The sequence below is a fragment of the Nostoc sp. CCY 9925 genome, from assembly GCF_963920935.1.
GTDB lineage: Bacteria > Cyanobacteriota > Cyanobacteriia > Cyanobacteriales > Nostocaceae > Nostoc.
The window spans coordinates 98,333-118,041 of the sequence record NZ_CAWUDO010000013.1; the positions used below are offsets into that span (position 1 = coordinate 98,333).

19 protein-coding genes and 1 pseudogene are annotated in these 19,709 nt (G+C 42.4%); 16 read left to right on the forward strand and 4 right to left on the reverse strand.

Going from position 1 to position 19,709, the window contains the following annotated elements; all coding sequences use genetic code 11:
* Nucleotides 1–339 precede the first annotated feature (339 nt).
* The 7 genes from ACM0OY_RS09875 to prfA all read left to right on the forward strand — a co-directional run bounded on the left by ACM0OY_RS09875 (nucleotide 340) and on the right by prfA (nucleotide 5,349).
* Entirely contained in the window at nucleotides 340–1,287 is a 948-nt protein-coding gene (locus ACM0OY_RS09875; RefSeq protein WP_414568679.1) for a DNA-directed RNA polymerase subunit alpha, read from the forward strand.
* A gap of 133 nt (nucleotides 1,288–1,420) precedes the next feature.
* Nucleotides 1,421–1,771 (forward strand): 50S ribosomal protein L17, encoded by a 351-nt coding sequence (rplQ, locus tag ACM0OY_RS09880; protein WP_414568680.1) that lies wholly within the window; start codon nucleotides 1,421–1,423, stop codon nucleotides 1,769–1,771.
* An 88-nt stretch (nucleotides 1,772–1,859) separates the two neighbouring features.
* Nucleotides 1,860–2,750, forward strand: coding sequence for a tRNA pseudouridine(38-40) synthase TruA (gene truA / locus ACM0OY_RS09885; protein ID WP_414568681.1), 891 nt, complete (start codon nucleotides 1,860–1,862; stop codon nucleotides 2,748–2,750).
* A gap of 124 nt (nucleotides 2,751–2,874) precedes the next feature.
* Nucleotides 2,875–3,330: a 50S ribosomal protein L13 gene (rplM, locus tag ACM0OY_RS09890; RefSeq protein WP_414568707.1), complete on the forward strand. Its 456-nt coding sequence runs from the start codon at nucleotides 2,875–2,877 to the stop codon at nucleotides 3,328–3,330.
* Nucleotides 3,330–3,746: a 30S ribosomal protein S9 gene (gene rpsI / locus ACM0OY_RS09895; protein ID WP_073641967.1), complete on the forward strand. Its 417-nt coding sequence runs from the start codon at nucleotides 3,330–3,332 to the stop codon at nucleotides 3,744–3,746. The genes rplM and rpsI overlap by 1 nt, the downstream gene beginning before the upstream one ends.
* A 160-nt stretch (nucleotides 3,747–3,906) precedes the next feature.
* The gene (gene rpmE / locus ACM0OY_RS09900; protein ID WP_096536955.1) at nucleotides 3,907–4,146 is read left to right on the forward strand and encodes a 50S ribosomal protein L31; all 240 of its coding nucleotides are present in this window, start codon (nucleotides 3,907–3,909) and stop codon (nucleotides 4,144–4,146) included.
* A gap of 105 nt (nucleotides 4,147–4,251) precedes the next feature.
* Nucleotides 4,252–5,349, forward strand: a complete 1,098-nt coding sequence (prfA, locus tag ACM0OY_RS09905; protein WP_414568682.1) for a peptide chain release factor 1 — start codon at nucleotides 4,252–4,254, stop codon at nucleotides 5,347–5,349.
* A gap of 6 nt (nucleotides 5,350–5,355) precedes the next feature.
* On the opposite strand, the gene ACM0OY_RS09910 is transcribed toward prfA, so the two are convergent.
* Nucleotides 5,356–5,805 carry a hypothetical protein gene (locus ACM0OY_RS09910; protein WP_414568683.1) on the reverse strand — a complete coding sequence of 150 codons (450 nt, stop codon included), beginning with the start codon at nucleotides 5,803–5,805 and terminating at the stop codon, nucleotides 5,356–5,358.
* 191 nt (nucleotides 5,806–5,996) lie between these two features.
* Here ACM0OY_RS09910 and ACM0OY_RS09915 point away from each other — a divergent pair, with 191 nt between their 5' ends.
* From ACM0OY_RS09915 to ACM0OY_RS09955, 9 genes and pseudogenes are all read left to right on the forward strand, one after another.
* Nucleotides 5,997–6,359, forward strand: coding sequence for a helix-turn-helix domain-containing protein (locus ACM0OY_RS09915; protein WP_190954657.1), 363 nt, complete (start codon nucleotides 5,997–5,999; stop codon nucleotides 6,357–6,359).
* Between the two features lie 124 nt (nucleotides 6,360–6,483).
* Nucleotides 6,484–6,966: a DUF29 domain-containing protein gene (locus ACM0OY_RS09920; protein WP_414568684.1), complete on the forward strand. Its 483-nt coding sequence runs from the start codon at nucleotides 6,484–6,486 to the stop codon at nucleotides 6,964–6,966.
* Between the two features lie 229 nt (nucleotides 6,967–7,195).
* Nucleotides 7,196–7,693, forward strand: a complete 498-nt coding sequence (locus ACM0OY_RS09925) for a hypothetical protein (protein WP_414568685.1) — start codon at nucleotides 7,196–7,198, stop codon at nucleotides 7,691–7,693.
* A 34-nt stretch (nucleotides 7,694–7,727) separates the two neighbouring features.
* Nucleotides 7,728–8,255 (forward strand): annotated as a pseudogene (locus tag ACM0OY_RS09930) (Rpn family recombination-promoting nuclease/putative transposase); the annotation flags it as partial.
* Nucleotides 8,256–8,685: 430 nt separating this feature from the next.
* Entirely contained in the window at nucleotides 8,686–10,068 is a 1,383-nt protein-coding gene (locus tag ACM0OY_RS09935; RefSeq protein ID WP_414568686.1) for a linear amide C-N hydrolase, read from the forward strand.
* 428 nt (nucleotides 10,069–10,496) lie between these two features.
* Nucleotides 10,497–12,191, forward strand: a complete 1,695-nt coding sequence (locus tag ACM0OY_RS09940) for an ABC-F family ATP-binding cassette domain-containing protein (protein WP_414568687.1) — start codon at nucleotides 10,497–10,499, stop codon at nucleotides 12,189–12,191.
* 508 nt (nucleotides 12,192–12,699) lie between these two features.
* Complete coding sequence (gene gpmI / locus ACM0OY_RS09945; protein WP_414568688.1) at nucleotides 12,700–14,298, forward strand: 2,3-bisphosphoglycerate-independent phosphoglycerate mutase; 1,599 nt, start codon at nucleotides 12,700–12,702, stop codon at nucleotides 14,296–14,298.
* A 136-nt stretch (nucleotides 14,299–14,434) separates the two neighbouring features.
* On the forward strand, nucleotides 14,435–14,668 hold the full coding sequence (gene secG, locus ACM0OY_RS09950) for a preprotein translocase subunit SecG (protein WP_096536948.1): 234 nt from the start codon (nucleotides 14,435–14,437) through the stop codon (nucleotides 14,666–14,668).
* A 17-nt stretch (nucleotides 14,669–14,685) separates the two neighbouring features.
* Complete coding sequence (locus ACM0OY_RS09955) at nucleotides 14,686–15,471, forward strand: peptidase (protein ID WP_414568689.1); 786 nt, start codon at nucleotides 14,686–14,688, stop codon at nucleotides 15,469–15,471.
* Between the two features lie 67 nt (nucleotides 15,472–15,538).
* Here ACM0OY_RS09955 and ACM0OY_RS09960 read toward each other — a convergent pair whose 3' ends face one another.
* The 3 genes from ACM0OY_RS09960 to recO form a co-directional block, all read right to left on the reverse strand.
* Nucleotides 15,539–16,687, reverse strand: a complete 1,149-nt coding sequence (locus ACM0OY_RS09960) for a glycosyltransferase family 4 protein (protein WP_414568690.1) — start codon at nucleotides 16,685–16,687, stop codon at nucleotides 15,539–15,541.
* A gap of 347 nt (nucleotides 16,688–17,034) precedes the next feature.
* Nucleotides 17,035–18,690 carry an MFS transporter gene (locus ACM0OY_RS09965; protein WP_414568708.1) on the reverse strand — a complete coding sequence of 552 codons (1,656 nt, stop codon included), beginning with the start codon at nucleotides 18,688–18,690 and terminating at the stop codon, nucleotides 17,035–17,037.
* A complete protein-coding gene (recO, locus tag ACM0OY_RS09970) occupies nucleotides 18,677–19,642 on the reverse strand; it encodes a DNA repair protein RecO (protein ID WP_414568691.1) in 966 nt (321 codons plus the stop codon). Before recO ends, ACM0OY_RS09965 begins: the two co-directional genes overlap by 14 nt.
* Nucleotides 19,643–19,709: the final 67 nt, after the last annotated feature.

Genomic DNA, 19,709 nt, shown 5'->3' on the forward strand with positions numbered 1-19,709 from the left:
ACTTTGGACAGCTTGGGCGACCAGAAGCCCTCAGGTTTTCCACCACAGGGAAAGCTGTTAAACTTCGGTCAACCCAAAATATCATCAATCAATTTTGGATTTGAAATTTGCGATTTGAGATTAATCCCGAATAAGGGTATGGGCTTAGTAGATTTTAAGTTGATGATAGCGTAGCTAAGCCCATCAAGGATCTTTGAGATTTATTCCGCCCATAAGTGGGGTGAAATGAACCGAAAAAGCACAATCAAAAATCAAAAATCAAAAATCGAAAATTGACACTCAATTCGGGAGGCAATAGATTTGTCTGCTAGCAGCACCTTAAAAAAGGGAGGCTAATCCGTGGCGCAGTTTCAAATTGAATGTGTAGAGTCTAATACTGAAGAAAGCCGCAACCATTACAGTAAATTTGTTTTGGAACCTCTAGAGCGCGGTCAAGGAACAACGGTTGGCAACGCACTGCGGCGGGTTTTACTGTCCAATTTAGAGGGTACGGCAGTTACAGCAGTCCGGATTGCAGGCGTTTCACATGAGTTTGCTACAGTCCCTGGCGTGCGGGAAGACGTGCTGGAAATCCTCATGAGAATGAAGGAAGTTATCCTGAAAAACTATTCCTCGCAACCTCAAATTGGTAGATTACTCATTAACGGGCCAGCAACAATTACTGCGGCACATTTTGATTTACCTAGTGAAGTAGAAGTCATCGATCCGACCCAGTATGTAGCCACCATTGCCGAGGGTGGAAAGCTGGAAATGGAATTTCGGATTGAGAAAGGTAAAGGTTATCGCACCGTAGAGCGAGGACGTGAGGAAGCTACATCGTTGGACTTTCTCCAAATCGACTCGGTGTTCATGCCAGTGCGAAAAGTAAACTATAGTGTCGAAGAAGCTCGTGGGGATGGCTCAATTACCAAAGACCGACTTTTGTTGGAAGTTTGGACAAATGGCAGCATCTCTCCCCAAGAAGCACTATCCTCTGCTGCTGGAATCTTGGTAGATTTATTCAACCCGTTGAAAGACATTTCCCTAGAACCAACAGATACAGGTTCGGAAATTTCAGAAGACCCAACTGCTCAGATTCCAATCGAAGAGTTGCAACTTTCTGTACGGGCATATAACTGTCTCAAACGGGCACAAGTGAATTCTGTAGCCGACTTGTTGGATTATACCCAAGAAGACCTCCTAGAAATTAAAAACTTTGGTCAAAAGTCAGCAGAAGAGGTCGTAGAAGCTTTGCAGCGTCGCTTGGGCATCACCTTGCCCCAAGAAAGAGGCTCTAAACACCCCTAGATATCGAGTCTGGTTGATTACTTATCATTTAATACACACCCGGATGCGGAGACGCAAAAACGCGGAGAGTTTTTTGATAAGTGATTAGTTGGACATGATATGAAAACCGTTTGTATTTCATAAGTGCTTAATTATGCGTCACCGTTGTCGCGTCAAACAACTTAGTAAACCAGCAGACCAGCGCCGTGCTTTACTGCGATCACTCACCACCGAAGTGATCCGTCATGGTAAAATCACCACCACTTTAGTTCGCGCTAAAGTTGTGCGAAGTGAAGTAGATAAAATGATTACCCTAGCCAAAAACGGCTCCTTGACAGCACGTCGGGAAGCCCTTGGCTACATCTTCGACAAAGCCCTAGTTCACGCTTTGTTTGAACAAGCTCCCACTCGGTATGGTAATCGTCAGGGCGGTTATACCCGTATCCTGCATACAATACCGCGTCGGGGGGATAAAGCTGAGATGGCAATACTTGAGTTGGTTTAAGTCATTGGTCATTAGTCATTAGTCATTAGTCATTAGCAAAAAACAAGGGACAAATGACAAAAGGCAAAAGACAAAGGACAAAATCTGTATGTTAGAAAGCCACCAGCCTACACAAACTCATCGAGTAGCCTTGGTAATCCAATACCTGGGCACTCATTTTCATGGCTGGCAACGGCAAAAGAACCAGCGTACAGTCCAAGAAGAGATAGAAAAAGCGATCGCTACTATTCTTGGACATCATGTGACATTACACGGCGCAGGACGAACTGATGCCGGAGTCCACGCTGCTGCTCAAGTCGCCCATTTTGAAGCAACAGGTTTAATTCCGGCTCACAAGTGGGCAACAATCCTCAACAGCTATCTGCCACCAGATATATTAATCAGGGCTTCAGCTGGTGTAGACTGCCGTTGGCACGCCCGCTTTAGCGCAGCCTATCGGCGGTATCGCTACACAATATACACTGAAGATCGACTTAACTTGTTCGTGAAACCCTTCAGTTGGCATTATTATTATGCACCCCTGGATGAATCATTAATCCAAGCTGCCCTCAAACCTCTCTTGGGAAAGCATCACTTAGCTGCTTTTCACCGTGCAGGCTCAAAGCGATCGCATTCCTGGGTAGAGGTACAAGCAGCAGAATGTCGTCGCAGTGGGCCGTTTATCCATATTGAAATACAGGCAGATGGATTTTTGTATGGCATGGTACGTCTGTTGGTAGGAATGCTTGTACAAGTAGGTTCTGGAGAACGTACACTTTCCAACTTCACCGAAATCTGGAAAGATCAACGCCGCCAAGAAGTCAAACACGCCGCACCAGCTCAAGGTTTATGTTTGTTGCGAGTTGGTTATCCAGATTTTCCCTTTCCCAAAGAGATTTGGTACGATACCCTGCCAAAGTTGGTCATTGCTCAAGAGTCATTAGTCACTTGTACTGACTGTACTCCTACGGAGAAGCAAGCTACGCGTAGCGTCTCGTAGAGAAGCTGTTGGCGCAGCCTCTCGTAGAGAAGTATTGCTCATTAGTGAATAACAAAAGACAAGGGATAAAGGACGAAGGACAAATGGCAAATTACAAAGGACAAAGGACAAATAACAAATGACAATAGTTAAAACATACCTTCCTCCTCAGGCATCCCTTGAGCGTGAGTGGTACATAGTAGACGCTACCGATAAACGCCTCGGACGCCTCGCCAGTGAAATTGCTCAAATCCTCAGAGGCAAAAACAAACCCGAATTTACACCCCACCTAGATACAGGTGACTTCGTGATCGTTGTCAATGCCGAGAAAGTAGCAGTCACAGGCAAAAAGCGCACTCAAAAAGTCTACCGTCGCCATTCTGGTCGTCCCGGCGGGATGAAAACGGAAACCTTTGCTAAGTTGCAGCAGCGCCTACCTGAGCGCATTTTAGAACACGCTGTCAAAGGTATGCTACCCAAAAATAGCCTGGGTAAGCAGTTATTCACCAAGCTGAAAGTTTACGCTGGGCCAACTCATCCCCACGAAGCTCAAAAACCCAAAGAACTAAAAATTAATACAATTCCTGGAGAAGAAAATTAATGGTAGCAGTAGACACCAATAGCGGCCGCGCTGTGTACTGGGGTACTGGTCGCCGGAAGTCCGCAGTAGCAAGAGTACGTCTAGTTCCAGGTACTGGTCAACTGACTGTCAACGGTAAAGATGGAAACTTGTATTTCCAATTCAATGCCAATTACTTGGGAGTCATCAAAGCACCCTTGGAAACTTTGGGACTAGAAAATGAATACGACATTTTGGTAAAAGCAGAAGGCGGCGGCTTGACTGGACAGGCTGATTCTGTTCGTTTGGGAGTTGCTCGTGCTTTATGTCAATTAGACCCAGACAACCGCCCACCTTTAAAAACCGAAGGTTATCTCACTCGCGATCCTCGGGCAAAAGAGCGGAAAAAATATGGTTTACACAAAGCCCGGAAAGCGCCTCAGTACTCTAAGCGTTAGCGATTGGGTACTGGGTACTGGGGATTGGGTACTGAGAATTGGGTAGTGAGAAAGTATTCCTAAATATTTATTTCCTAGTCCCCAGCCCTTAGTCCCTAACCCCTAGCTCCGATTCCATCCTAAAAGTTATAATTCTTATAGATTCACCACAAAAGGAACAATGGCTAAATCTGATATTCACCCCAAGTGGTATCCAGACGCTAAAGTCTACTGTAACGGCCAAGTTGTCATGACCGTTGGCTCTACCAAGCCAGAATTGCACGTAGATGTTTGGTCTGGAAATCACCCATTTTACACAGGCACTCAGAAGATTATTGACACCGAGGGTCGAGTTGAACGTTTCCTCCGCAAATACGGCATGTCCAGCGAACAAAGCTCTGGCACCAAAAAGAAAAAGTAGCGGGTTGGCTCTGCTGTTAACGACGACCCTGCATTTTTCGGGGTCGATTGTCATTTATATGCTCGAGCCAATTTGTTATTTTTTTAAGGAGCGATCGCACTCGTCATGGCTGAATCATACTTACTGGACAAACTAAAATCCGTTGAACAAACCTTTAATGAATTAACACGTCGTCTTGGCGACCCGGATACCGCTAGCAATCCTGATGAATATCAACAAATTGCTAAGTCTCGTTCTTCTTTGGAAGAGGTAGTTAATACCTATGAAACTTGGAAAATAGCCCAAGAAGACTTGATAGGAGCGCGTCAGGTTTACAAAGAATCTGCCAGTGACCCAGAGTTGCAAGAAATGGCAGCACTGGAAGTAAATGAACTTGAGGAAAAAATAGAATACTTAGAGACTCGCTTGAAAGTCTTACTGTTACCACGCGACCCTAATGATGAAAAGAATATCATGTTGGAAATTCGCGCTGGCACTGGTGGCGATGAAGCCAGTATTTGGGCTGGCGATTTGATGCGGATGTACACTCGCTACGCCCAGACTCAAGGTTGGAAAGTTTCCCTAGTGAGCGAATCTCTGGGAGAAATGGGTGGCTGGAAAGAGGTGATTCTGGAAATTAAAGGTGACGACGTTTACAGTCAGCTAAAGTTTGAAGCTGGAGTGCATCGCGTACAGCGGGTGCCCCTGACAGAAGCAGGCGGACGGGTTCATACTTCCACTGCTACGGTGGCGATTATGCCAGAGGTGGATGATGTGGAAATCCACATTGACCCGAAGGATATTGAAATGACCACGGCTCGTTCTGGCGGTGCTGGTGGGCAAAACGTCAACAAGGTGGAAACAGCCGTTGACTTGATGCACAAACCAACGGGAATTCGGATTTTCTGTACAGAAGAACGCAGCCAGTTGCAAAACAAAGAACGGGCGATGCAAATTCTGCGGGCGAAGTTGTATGAAATGAAGTTACGCGAACAACAAGAAGCTGTAACTTCCATGCGGCGATCGCAAGTTGGAACGGGATCGCGATCGGAAAAAATTCGCACCTACAATTATAAAGACAACCGCGTTACCGACCATCGATTAAGTCAAAACTATTCTCTTAATCCTGTCTTGGAAGGCGATTTAGAGACTATTATCCAATCTTGTATCTCCCAAGACCAACAGGAACGTCTAGCTGAATTGGCAACTGCTAGCGCTAATTAATTTTTATTAGTAAAAATTTTGATAAACCGCTTGTTGTAACGTTAGTTTTAATACATACAAGCGGTTTTCTAATGCAGCGCAGAGTACATCTTCCATTTGACTGGGATATTTATAATAGGCAAGTTCGTGTTTCATAACGTAATTTACTCTTGCCCACTCCTTCAAGGTTTGGCTGGTATAAATTAAATTTTCTACTTCTTGTTGCCAACGTCCAAAAATGCGGTAGCTGAAAAAGCTACTACAGATGTTACCTGCCCCATCCCAGTAAGAAATACACACCTGATGCTTCAGACATTGAATTTTCTTGATTTGCTTGATGTTATAGCCTTTGGTGTTGAGAGCTTCTGTTGCTTCACGGTTTGAAATTTGCCACTGTTCTGGTCTAATTTTATTAGAGGATATGAAATTTCGACCTTTGCGGCGATATTTTTTTATTTGGCGTGGCTTGGAAAACATGATGCACCTTTTGTGTGATTGGCAACAATGCCAAATAACCTAGGAGCGTCTATACTCTAGGATTTAAATGAACGTTGCTTAATTACAATGTTTATTTAAATTACCATTAACAATTAAAGTTGTCAATAATAAACTAAAGTTTTAAAGTTTCTCACTAAACTAATAAGTGCAGTTGACTAGCTACACAAGCAGTGAACATCGAAAGCAGAGAAAAACTGATTGAAATCATCAAACTAGCTCGCGGTTCCATGAGCCAGCGGGCTTTTGGCAAGCTTTTGGGAGTTTCTGCTACAGCTGTTCAGTTGTGGGAAAAGGGTGTAAATGTGCCAGACACAGAATATTTGGCAAAAATCGCAGCGAGAGCGGGTTACACACTCCAAGAGTTACTTAGTTGCTTGGATGGCAAGCCAATACAAGAAACCTCAGATTTAAGTTTGATTCTCAGACAGATACAGCACATGCCTCTGAGTCAAGTGGCTCAAATTGTTCAGGCTGCGGCGGATAGGTTTGCTGCTGTGGCGGAAGCGTCTGGGGATGAAGCAAAGGCCAGTTGAATATTAAAATAATTCGTAATTCGTAATTCGTAATTCGTAATTCGTAATTGAGTTTTTTAACGACGATTTAAGGCAAAATCCGATCAAACTAGCTTGTGGTTTCTTGCTGTCAAGATTCACATATATGGATATGGACAAACCTTGTTTGTATGACGAAGATTTCTATGGCTGGACACAGCAGCAGGCTAAAGCGTTAGATCAGAAGCTAGTTACGGAACTAGACTGGCCACACCTGCAAGAGGAAATTCAAGCTTTGGGCAGACAGGAGTATCGGGAACTCGGGAGCCGTCTGAGTGTATTACTCGGTTACCTCTTGAAGTGGGAATATCAAGCCGAAGAACGCTCTCGCAGTTGGTTTTTAACAATTCGAGAACAGCGTTGTGCCATCCACAGGCATTTGCTACAGAACCCTAGCTTGAAGTCTCGAATAGAAGAAGCCTTGTTAGATGGCTTTGAAGCAGGAGTCGATTTGGCGCTACGAGAAACTAACTTACCATTACGAACTTTTCCAGAGTCTTGCCCTTATTTATTTGATGCTGCGATCGCAGACAATTTTCTGTGCGATACTCGTCAGACTGGCAAGGATAGTTACTACCATTTTTCTTGATTAATTCATAACATAAAAATTGTCAAAAAAACTTCAGGCGATCGCCAATCGAAAATGGTAGGAGCGATACCTGAAAGTCTAGATAAGTTTGTTAATTTTTGTAAATAGAACATCAAGAGACAGAAATAAAACCAGATTACTATATTTATTTTACCAACATATAACCACTGGCAGGTAGTAAAAAATGGTTTTAAAATGGTGAAATCTTAAGTGATTTCAAGGGGTATCTATGTCGCTACGCAATGAGCCTTTAGACTGGCAAGTTGAAATGAACAATGCTTATATACCAATTTACCATCAAGGCAATTTAGTTGGATTTTTTAAACAAGAATATGCCAGTGAAATAATTAGTTTTTTGAACGATGAAGAAGTTTTTAAAAAAGCACTTAAACAAGCTTGTACTGATTTAATCAAAAAAACAGGTGGCGACACGAATAAAGTTAATTATTTAATTCAAAGATATATCAAAAGTAGTGAACGTCCCAAATACGGAACTAGAGCGATCGCTCTTTTATTGCGCGATCGCCAAAAGGAACTTGACCTAAGTAACCAAGAGTTTACTAAATTCTGCGATACTTTTAAACTATCCCCCACTGAACTGAATAATATTTATGCTGGAGAAGCATTTGATGATAGTTTATTAGCACCACTTTCACGAATATTAGGGATGGCAAAAGAGCGATTACTGGAAGTGCGTTATGGTTCTGAAAAAGAAAGTAACACATAAACAGCAAATCAAAATCTTCAATTGATATAAAATTGTGAAAACAGACATCATCTTTTATCGCCTGTTTCAACAATTCCCTGATATCTTCTTTGAGCTTATTGGTAATCCTCCAGAAGAAGCTAGCCTTTATCAATTTTCATTAGTTGAAATCAAACAAACAGCCTTCAGAATCGATGGTGTATTTCTGCCTACCCAAGGAAGGGATAACCAAATTTATTTTGTTTAAGTGCAATTTCAAGCCGATGGAGAAATTTATTCACATCTATTTGCAGAAATATGTTTATACCTGCGTCAGAATAAACCAGAAAATAACTGGAGTGCTGTAATTTTATACCCAAACAAAAGTCTAGATACAGGAGATATCAAACATTACCATGAGTTTTTCACAAGTGGGCGCGTCAGACGGATTTATCTTGATGAATTAGGTGAGGCTGCATCGCTTCCAATTGGCATTGCAACTGGTAAATTAGTAATTGCAACCGACGACATAGCGATCGCACAAGCAAGGGTGTTGATAAACAGAACCAAGTCAGAGATCGACTCACCACCAAAACAGCAGCAGTCTGGCGATCGCAAAGGTAAAGGAAGTTCGTAGCTTGCGTAAGTACTAAAAATAAAGGCGTGGAATCAGAGTTGAAAAAACTGCCTGAGTAGTTTTGTTGTGTCCCTACCAGTGTATTGGCTTTAAACGGAAACCGTATATTAGCAGGTTAATAAATTGTAAATAAGTTGACCCTCCCAGGAATTTATGATAAATACTGAATTAGTAGTTATTACTAATTTTTGAGTAAATAAAAATACAAAAGGTATGCCTTCTTTGCAGGTATTCTTTTGTCGTTTTTGTGCGTCAACCCTTCTATGTGCCTTATTTGAAGAGGGGTTACTCCTGATTATAGGAGTGGATTGACTGATTTTGAAACCAAACACACTGAAAATAATTGACACAAAAGTAGAAAGACAAACCTATGAAATTTAACTGTAGAACTTTATTATTGGTTACACCAGTTCTATTTGTTGGCATCGCTGCGCTATTAGGCTGGGATTTCACACAAGAATCCTTTAATATTCATCAAGCATTGAGTCATTTGATGAATGATTTGCACGTTGGATTAATACCACTACTATTACTCGGTTGTACCCGTGCAATCTATGCCTTTGACGAGAATTCATTCATTACCGTGCGTTCGATGGATTGGTCTGATCCAAATATGTCCTTAAGTCTATGGGCATCACCTTCAGGAAAGGAACGGATAGGTGCTAACAAAAACAGTAAGGACAACCCACTAGAATGGGAATCTCGGTATGCCAGCGTTGTTGTGTGTAACTATGGCAAGGCTACAACTGATGGGATGAACGAGGAAGGCTTAGTTGCCAATTTGCTTTTTCTACCAGAGGCTTACTACGGCGACAACGATGACCCTAAAAATGAAAAACCACGTTTAGCAGTTTCAGGTTGGGCGCAGTACATATTAGACAAATACGCAACTGTCAAAGAAGCTGTAGAAGACTTAGAAAAGGAGGAATTCACTATTGTTACGGATACAATACCCTTTCTTATGCAGGGTAATCCTCCGATACTTGATCCTAAAGGTAAAAATATAGTGTTACATCTGAGCATTTCTGATGCGATCGGAGATTCAGCAATCTTACAGTACCTTAACAATGGCAATGGTGAGAGCAAGCTAAAAATTTATCATGATAAAAAATACAAAGTTCTGACTAATTCCCTGTATGCCAGTCAATTAGAAATTTTAAAAGAATTTCAAGGAAAAGAGGGTTGGGGCACAGAAGAATTTTCTTGGGATGCTTTAAAGAGAAAGACTCAGAATGAAGAAGGAGAAGTCAAAGAGGTGAAGGAGATGACTCCGCCAATGAATGGCGCTGATATTCGATTTATCCGCGCCTCATTTCTCAGCGATAATCTTGAACCAATAAGTAGTAACCCAAGAGCAATTTTGAAGGAAGAGACAGATTTGTCACAGGCATTGCCTTGGTTTTGCGAACCTTGGTCAGATGAAGAAGGGATCGCTAGAGCTTTTTCCTTAATTCGTAATATGTCAACGCCATTAAATGTTAAGTCATTAACTAACCCCTTCCTTTCCTCTACGCTCTGGCGTACTGTCTCAGATCAGAAGAACAAGCGCCTGTTCTTGGAAACCGCTAGGAGTATATACCCAATATATGTTGACCTACCTAAACTGTTTGAGAAAATCGACACACATATACATAAGCTTGTTTTGCTTGAGCCGCCAACGATAGAGGAGGGTCCAAGGACTGAGCTACAGGAGGATCAAATGAAACATCAAAGAAAAATAGGCAAGGTTAACGACGAATTTGAGCCTACAGATGAATGGTTTGAATTTGACCCAAAGTAATCGAAACAAGGATGCAAGTAATAACCCAAGTTGCTAGTTAGAGGTTGTTTGAAAAGTTTTTTGCTGTCATTTTAGGCACTTTTAGCTCCCCCCTAGTCCTCCTTAAAAAGGGGGATTTAGGGGAATATAGAACGTGTTAGTACTGAAAAGAGGACTTTTCAAATATCCTTTTACGGACTTCCAAGTAAAAAAATATTCCGTTGCATTAAGGCAGAGGAGCAGGGAGCATGGGGGAGGAATAGTCGTGTTGAAGGAGCGAAATTGGGATAATTTATTTTTTGGAAGTCCCTTAATGCCCCAATCAAGCCAAATTTGACTTGCAGTTCCCGAACTTTCCTAAAAGAAATTTATAGTTAATTTTTGTTAATATTGGAAGCGGTATTAGTACTTCGTCCTCAATCACCCACTCCCTACCTGAGAGAAACTTAATGCTGCGACTCGAACATATCAGTAAAATTTATCCTACAGGCGAAGTTCTCAAAGATATCAACTGGGAAGTTAAACCAGGCGATCGCATTGGCTTAGTCGGTGTCAACGGTGCTGGAAAGTCCACCCAACTCAAAATCATCACTGGGGAAATTGAACCCACAGCTGGTGAAATCATTCGTCCTTCGAGTTTACACATAGCTTACCTCAACCAAGAGTTTGAAGTAGATCCCACTCGCACCGTTAGAGAAGAATTTTGGACGGTTTTTAAAGAAGCCAACCAAGTACAGTTATCTCTGGCGCAGGTACAACGTGACATGGAAGCGGCCGATCCAGAGGAACTGGATCGGCTAATCAACAAATTGGATCGTTTGCAACGCCAATTTGAAGCCTTGGATGGTTATGGCTTAGACGCGCGCATTGGAAAAATCTTACCAGAAATGGGGTTTGGGGTAGAAGATGGCGATCGCCTCGTCAGTGCTTTTAGCGGCGGTTGGCAAATGCGGATGAGTTTGGGTAAAATCCTGTTGCAAAAACCCGACTTATTACTGCTGGACGAACCAACTAACCATCTGGATTTAGAAACCATTGAGTGGCTGGAAAATTACCTCAAGGGACTAATTACTCCAATGGTCATAGTTTCCCATGACCGGGAATTTCTTGACCGTCTCTGCACCCAAGTTGTGGAAACTGAACGCGGTGTTTCTAGTACTTACCTCGGCAATTATTCTGCATATTTACAACAGAAAGCCGAAAATCAATCAGCACAACTGAGTGCTTACGAACGCCAGCAAAAAGAATTAGAAAAACAACAAGTTTTTGTTGATAGATTTCGTGCCAGTGCTACCCGCAGTACCCAGGCAAAAAGCCGGGAAAAGCAACTGGACAAAATTGAGCGTATCGAAGCGCCTGTAGCTGGAGTGAGAACTCTGCACTTCCGCTTTCCTCCTGCACCCCGCAGTGGACGCGAAGTCGTGAACATCAAAGATTTTACTCATATTTATGATGATAAGATTTTATTTTTGGGAGCGAATCTCTTAATTGAAAGAGGCGATCGCATTGCTTTTCTCGGTCCCAACGGTGCAGGAAAATCTACACTTCTGCGCCTAATTATGGGTATGGAACCACCGACAGAAGGTACTGTCCAATTAGGCGATCATAATGTTATTCCCGGTTATTTTGAACAAAATCAAGCTGAAGCTTTGGACTTGAAAAGAACTGTCATGGAAACAATCCATGATGAAGTTCCTGATTGGAAAAATGAAGAAGTTCGCACACTTTTAGGACGTTTTTTATTTACTGGTGACACAGTATTTAAGGCAGTTGGGGCATTAAGTGGAGGAGAAAAAGCTCGTTTAGCATTGGCAAAAATGCTTTTACGTCCCGCGAACTTATTAATATTGGATGAGCCGACAAATCACCTAGACATTCCAGCAAAAGAAATGCTGGAAGAAGCCCTCCAAAATTATGATGGTACGGCAATTGTTGTATCCCACGATCGCTACTTTATCTCTCAGGTAGCTAACAAAATTGTCGAAATTCGAGATGGCGAATTCCGCGTTTATTTAGGAGATTATCATTACTATCTCCAAAAAATTGCTGAGGAAAAAGAACAAGCAAGGTTAGCTGCAATAGAAGCCGAAAAAGCTGCTAAAAAAGCTGCCAAAGCTGCTAAATCTACTACGAAGCGAAAATGAGAAACTGGGCAATTGTCTAGTAAAGTTCAACAGTTATCATTTGTCAGTTTTCTCCCTTGATTAATAGCATTTTTGCCCTCCAGTTATCAGTTACTAATTACTAGTGTTACTGATAACTGTTTGCTTTTCACTGAATTAGAGCCTGTACCATACAGTTAATAACTGCAAGATCGTTTAAATGTTACTCAGGTAACGAACCTAGATATTGCATTTTTTCATCAAGACTGTCATTGGTCATCAGTCATTGAGTCATGGGTTACCACCAACAAATGAAAAGAACAAAGGACAACCTCACGAGTTGATATGCAACTTAAATGCATGGCAGTTTACTAAATAATCACTTATTATTCAAGGCCAAAAGCATCATAGAAAGATTACTAAAATTTAATAAATGTCTCAAAAAGCTGCAAGTAGTTCATAAAAGAAGTTAATAAGCAGAAATTCACTTGCGGCGGCGATTAGCAATGGTATCATTCGGGTATTACAAAAAGTAAAGGGCAATTTTACTATGACCAAAGCACCTGTTGCTCCTGTGGTGCTAGTCATTTTAGACGGATGGGGCTACTGCGAGCAGACGCGAGGAAACGCTATTGTTGCTGCTAAAACTCCGATTGTGGACAGTTTATGGGCAGCTTACCCGCATACCCTCATCCACACATCAGGAAAAGCCGTAGGGTTGCCAGATGGTCAAATGGGCAACTCAGAAGTTGGTCATTTGAACATTGGTGCTGGGCGAGTGGTACCGCAAGAACTGGTACGCATCTCCGATGCGGTCGAAGATGGTTCTATTACCTCAAACCCAGCACTTGTCAAAATTTGCCAGGAAGTTCGCTCTCGGAATGGCAAGCTACATCTAATAGGGCTTTGTTCTGAGGGAGGGGTACATTCCCACATCACCCATCTATTTGGACTACTTGACTTAGCTAAAGAGCAGCGAATTTCAGAAGTTTGTATCCACGCAATTACTGATGGTCGTGACACCGCCCCAGCCGAAGCTGTAAAAGCGATCGCGCTGCTACAAGACTACATAGACCGCATAGGAATTGGGCGTATAGTCACCCTCAGCGGTCGCTACTACGCAATGGATCGCGATCGCCGTTGGGATCGGGTAAAACGCGCCTACGATGTCATGACACAAGATGGGGTGGGCGATAGTCGTAAGGCTGTAGAAATCTTGCAAGCATCTTACGCCGAAGGGATAAAAGATGAATTTGTCAACCCCATCAGAATTGCTCCTGGTGCGGTAGAAGCAGGGGATGGGGTAATATTTTTCAACTTCCGCCCCGATCGCTCCAGACAACTAACTCAAGCTTTTGTCAGTCCTGAATTTAACGGTTTTGAAAGACAGCAAATCACACCGCTCGAGTTTGTCACGTTTACTCAATACGACTCGGACTTACCCGTAGCTGTGGCTTTTGAGCCGCAGAATCTCAACAATATTCTCGGACAAGTAATAGCCAATCACAATCTTAAGCAATTCCGCACCGCCGAAACCGAAAAATACGCCCACGTCACGTATTTCTTTAATGGGGGTCTGGAAGAACCTTTTCCTGGTGAAGATCGGGAATTAGTCAGCAGCCCAATGGTAGCGACTTACGACCACGCCCCAGCGATGTCAGCAACAGCAGTTACAGACGTAGCGATCGCTGCCATTAAAAAGGGTTTATATTCTTTAGTTGTGATTAATTATGCCAACCCAGACATGGTAGGGCATACTGGTCAGATCGAAGCGACCATTACAGCCATTGAAACAGTTGATCGCTGTTTGGGACGCTTATTAGAGAGCGTTAGCAAAGCTGGTGGTACAACAATTATTACTGCCGATCATGGCAACGCTGAGTATATGCTAGATGAAGAGGGTAATCCCTGGACAGCTCACACAACTAACCCAGTCCCTTTCATTCTCGTGGAAGGAGAAAAAGTCAAAATCCCTGGATATGGTACAAATGTTGAACTGCGAAGCGATGGCAAGTTAGCCGACATCGCCCCCACCATTCTAGAGATTCTACAGCTGCCTCAACCACCAGAAATGACAGGGCGATCGCTGCTGAAAACAGCAGAGTATGACCTGCAACGCACTCGCACCCCCGTACAGGCAGGCTTGTAAAAGAGTGCTGAGTACAGACGCGATTAATCGCCTCTCTACAAGAGTTAGGAGTTTTTAGTAAACTCCTAACTTCTGAATTCCGAATTCTAAATTCTGAATTCTCTTTTTAAAACTTGTTATAAATGAGATTGCTACCATGACAGTTACTAATATCGTGCAAGGCATTTGGGCCTTTTCCGCCGTTGGTCTAATTATCTTAGTTTTGTTGCATAGCCCCAAAGGTGATGGTATTGGAGCCATTGGTGGACAAGCTCAGCTATTTAGCAGCACTAAAAGTGCAGAAAACACCTTGAACCGAGTTACTTGGGCGTTGACAGTCATTTTTCTTGGTTTAACAGTAGTTTTAAGTGCTGGTTGGTTGCCTAAATAAAGATCGGTGAGGGGGAGATGAGAAACAAAACGCAATACCCAATACCTAAAACCCCCAAAAAATTAATTAGACAGCGATTATTAGCAGCTCTTTGCTTAATTATTGGCACAGGACTGCTAGTTGTTTTTAGTACTGTGGGGTATAAGGTATGGGGCAACCTCCGTATCTCCTCATCTCCCGTTCTCGCAAAACCTCATACTCTACCGCTCACACTCGCACAGTGGCAAGATAACACCAACAGTGGTGACTACTTTTCCCAGGTCACAACAACTCAAGTTGGTTATTTAGTTTGGTCACAATTTCCTATTAAAGTTTACGTAGAAACACCAAAAGCCGTTAGCGAAAAACAAGCTCAAACATGGGTCAACAGTGTCTTACAGGGTGTGCAGGAATGGAGTGCTTATCTGCCTTTGACAGTAGTCCAACAGCCAGAGGTTGCGGATATTACGATTGTGCGAAAAGCGCCACCTCTACAAATTTCCCCTGGTAGTAATATACCTCGTGCGCGATCGGCACAAACCACTTACGAGTTATACAGTAGCAACAAAGTTTTATTCCACCGCTTCACCATCTTGCTAAGCCCCAGTCAAACAGGTGAGTATGTCCAAGCAGCAGCTCGCCACGAACTCGGACACGCTTTAGGAATTTGGGGCCATAGTCCGCTACAAACTGATGCTTTATACTTTTCCCAAGTTCGTAACCCGTCGGCTATTTCTGTTAGGGATGTGAATACCTTGAAGCGAGTTTATGAACAGCCAACAACTTTGGGATGGCCTTTAGTGGATAATTCAAAGATAAATTGATCGATTAATAAGTAGAGTATTAGCTCATCGACGAACCTAAAAGTAAGATCGCACTTTTTCCCTTTCCCTACGCTCTACGACTAAGCGGTAAAGGTCGTTGTGTTAAAACTTCTTTATAAAGTTCTTCCAGCAGACTAATATTCTTACTGAGGGTATAGCGGTCTAATACACGCTGTCTAGCTTTTTGTCCCAGTAGGGTTGTTAGCTCTGGATGGTCTTGTAACACTGGTAAGAGAGTTCTCAATTGCGATCGCACTGTTTTGGTATTAATAACTATACCGGCTCCCTTTTCCAAAACTTCTCCATCTGCACCTACATCTGTTGCCAAACAAGCTAACCCAGATGACATTGCTTCTAACAAAGATAAAGATAGTCCCTCTACCAATGAAGGCAAAATAAATACATCTGCGCCCCGCAAAATTTCGATGCGCCGATTTTCATCAGCAACAAATCCTAACCAATTAATGCCGTATTCCCAACCATAAAACGGCTCTAAAGAAGACTTCAATGGCCCATCGCCAACAATCAACAGCTTGCTATTAGCCTCCATTTGCGACTGCTTCCAAGCTCTTAAGAGGGCTTCGACATTTTTTTCTGGTGCTATTCGGCCTTGATAAACAAACAAGCGTTCGGCTTGAAACTCTGCTTTGACCGTAGAAGCGCCTGGAGAGTACTTGATGGTATCAACACCGTTGGGGATTATCGCAATATTTTCTTCTCTTACACCCATGCGTGCCAATAATTCCCGCTGAATTTGGGAAAATACAATTACGCGATCGTAGTTAACCAAAAAAGGCGCGTAGAGTTGATAAGCCAAAAGTTGTGTTCCTGAGATCAGTTTTGCTCCCTTTCCAGCAAATGGTGTATGAAAAGTAGCAATTAAAGGTAACCTCAGTTCCTCACAAATTTCCGGTAGAACAAAGTCCAGAGGAGATAGCGTTAAAGAAGCATGTACAACATCTGGCTTAATTTTCCGCAGCGACTCGGTTAAAACTTTGGTCGCTTTAAAAGTGGGGATTGTGTAAACCTGGGATTTATAAATAAAAGGTAGGGAAACCTCTTGGAGATTTGGCCAATTGTCAGGTTCTGATTCTTCTTGGGCGAAGTGGAGAAAGCTAACTTGATGCCCCTTGTCTAGCAAGGCATTTGTAATTTCTCGACTGTAAGTGACATTACCGCAAAAGGGCGATTTTTTTCCAATCCAGGCTATACGCATTCTTTATTTGGCTGTAAGAAAAGCGGGTTTAATGTATTAATTTTGCGTCCTTTGTTGCTTTTATCGTGGTATACTTGCTGGCTTGTATTTGTTAACAACAATATGCCAAAAATTAGTTCAAAAAGCTAATTTTCTAGCTAATTAAACTGGTGAATTTATGGCTTTATCGATTCTACTAATAAGTTGTTAATTTTTTATATATAAACAACTTATTCCGACTAATCTTTAGATTGATATCCGGCAAGTATGCGATAAATTTTAACTGGACTTAGTTTAACACGAAGACAAAATTTTTAAGTAAATTAGTAGTTATTTCAAGGTCAATGAATAATAGCTCCTGTTGATAACTACTGATGTGAGTTATACCAGGTTAATATTACTCCTGAAAAAACGATCACTGCTAATCCCAAAAAAACTGCCTGTAATCCCACAAAAGTTTCTGCTACACCAGCTAATGCCAAAGGTAAAGACAGAGCAATGTTAATTACATTGTTCTGTAAACCAAAAACTTTACCACGCATTTCTGGAGGTGTTTCTGTCTGAATAGCAGTTTGCATAGGAATGCCTACTAGTGCGCCAAAGATACCCAAAAAGGCAATCAGTAACAAAACTATCCACAAATGTGTTGTAAACACTGAAATACCAATCAACGATCCTGCCATACCGAGACAACCGCACAGGCTTAGTTGTCTGTATGAGAAACGTTGACCAAATTGACCGAGAATTGTTGCTCCAGCGGCAATGCCAACACCGCCCGCTGCAAGTAAAAAGCCGAATTGCGAGGCTTTCATATTGGGAATTATTTCTGCCATCCGAACAGCTAAAACAGTTAAAGCTGCAAAGACAGAAAACAAGATAATTAGCTGGAGTAAAGCATTACGGACACGATGATTGGCTTTGAGGTAGGACAGGCCGTCCCGCAAATCAGAGAATACATGAGGGAATTCTGTTTCGGGTGCGTGAGGTTTTTCGTTAGTTTTCAGCAGAAACAAGATAATTCCAGCGATGGCATAACTGCCACCAACCAAAAGTTCTTTACCTAAACCATTACTACCACTAAATTGCAACCAAAGTCTATCAGCGATCGCTAATAAGGGTTCCCCAACGGCAAACCCAACAATTACCGATGCCATCATCGTTGTTGTGTAAAGCGAATTAGCTGAGAGTAAATGCTCTTCTTCTACCACTAGAGGAATTGCTGCTTGTTCCGCTGGTGCAAAAAACTGCGTCAGTGTGGAAACTAAAAAAGTCACACCCAGGATGATTAAAAAACCCACAGGCAACACTCCTATGGGTCTCCAATCATGAGTCAACCACAACAGAAAGGGAATTGACAAAACTAGGATACCGCGCCAAACATTGGTTGCCACCAGCACAGCCTTTTTCGACCAACGGTCTACAAAAACACCTGCGACGGAACCAAACAATACTGCTGGAATAGTAAAAGCCATCATCAAAGCTGATACCCATCCACTAATGCTCTGATTTCCAGCTTGAAACTGAGTATTAATCAAAGCAATCATTAACACTAAATAAACTTTATCTGCTAGTTGACAGAAAACTTGACCGCCCCAAAGAGCTAGGAAATTAAAGTTTTTTAAGACTGGCACAAACCCCCGCTGTTTTACATTTTCTGAACCAGTCTCATGTAATTTCGGTGATTCTGTTTCTGGAATAGTGGTTACTGGCAAATTCTTCCCATTGCATAGGTCTAGGCCATTGCCGCTATCATTATTTTTAGCTGCTTGACCAGTGGTTAATTGGTCTTGGGTTGGTATTTCTGATTGACTTTGAACATGAGTTTTTGGTGTTTCTTGTGTCCAACTTTGATCGCTTTTAGAAACGTCTTTTGGGGACATTTCTTGGCTATTGATTTGATTAGGTGTAGACTTAGAGACGGCACTCAGGTGATTAGTTACTGTATGATCTGATGCCCTATTCTGTTTTTTAATCAGGCTTGGTGATAAAGGTAGGATTTTGGTATCCAAATCAGACGATTGCATCATGGTTGGCAGCAAAATAAGAGTCGATCAAGGTAGCAGAGCGAATAGGGCGGCCTAATTGATACTGAGCATACTGGCGTAAAATCTGCTCAACAGATAACCAGTTTTGCTCTCTAGCACCATCAATTTGCATGATCTCTGGTTGCGATAGATGTTGAAGCAAAGCTAGTTCCATTGCACCAGGACGACAAGAAATCACAGGTATTTCTTGCCGATGAACAACAACTGTTTGGGTATTGGGAGTGCTATTAGCTGTAGCGGGACGTTTAGCCTGTCCTAAGTTATGAGCACTAAGTGAGGAGTTAGGAGTTAAGAATGAGGAGTTATTTTCCTTATCCCCTTGTCCCCTTGTCTTTGCATCTGTTCGCAAACTTTCCCAAGCTTCTAAACAAACTGTTCCACCCGCAGGGATGCTAAATCCTACCTGCCAGTTGGGGTTTGTAAAGTCTGGCGTGAGGAGTCGCCCAGACAAGCAACAAATTTGGACTTGCGGCGTCAGTCCTGCCAAGGCTAAAAGGTGAAACACCCCATGAGCCAGATAAGCCAAAACACCAGACGTATTTCCACTAGACAACACCTCCAGTCGATGAAGATGTTCATTGAATAACTCATACAGTTCTTCTTGGGGTTGTTCGCTCAAAGCCTGACACAATACTATTTCTGCTAAATACTGACTAGCAGCCAATTTTCCCAAATCTTTCGCTAGACCTGGATAAGTTTTTAACGTCTGTGCTTGAGTAATTTTATCGAGCGATCGCCCTTTGGCAATCAAGAGTTCATTAACAACGAACATACCGCTCCTACCGCCCAAGCTGGAGTTGTGCTTGCGTGCCCCTGGAGCCACTGCTCGAACTAGACCGAATTCTGGTGTCAAAATTGTCACTATTTTATCCGATTCTCCGAGCGCCTGGGTTTTAAGATTAATTCCGGTTGCTTTGTAGGTTCTACTCATTAGTCATTGGTTATTGGTCATTGGTCATTAGTGAATAAGATAAGGACAAATGACAAAGGCCAAATGA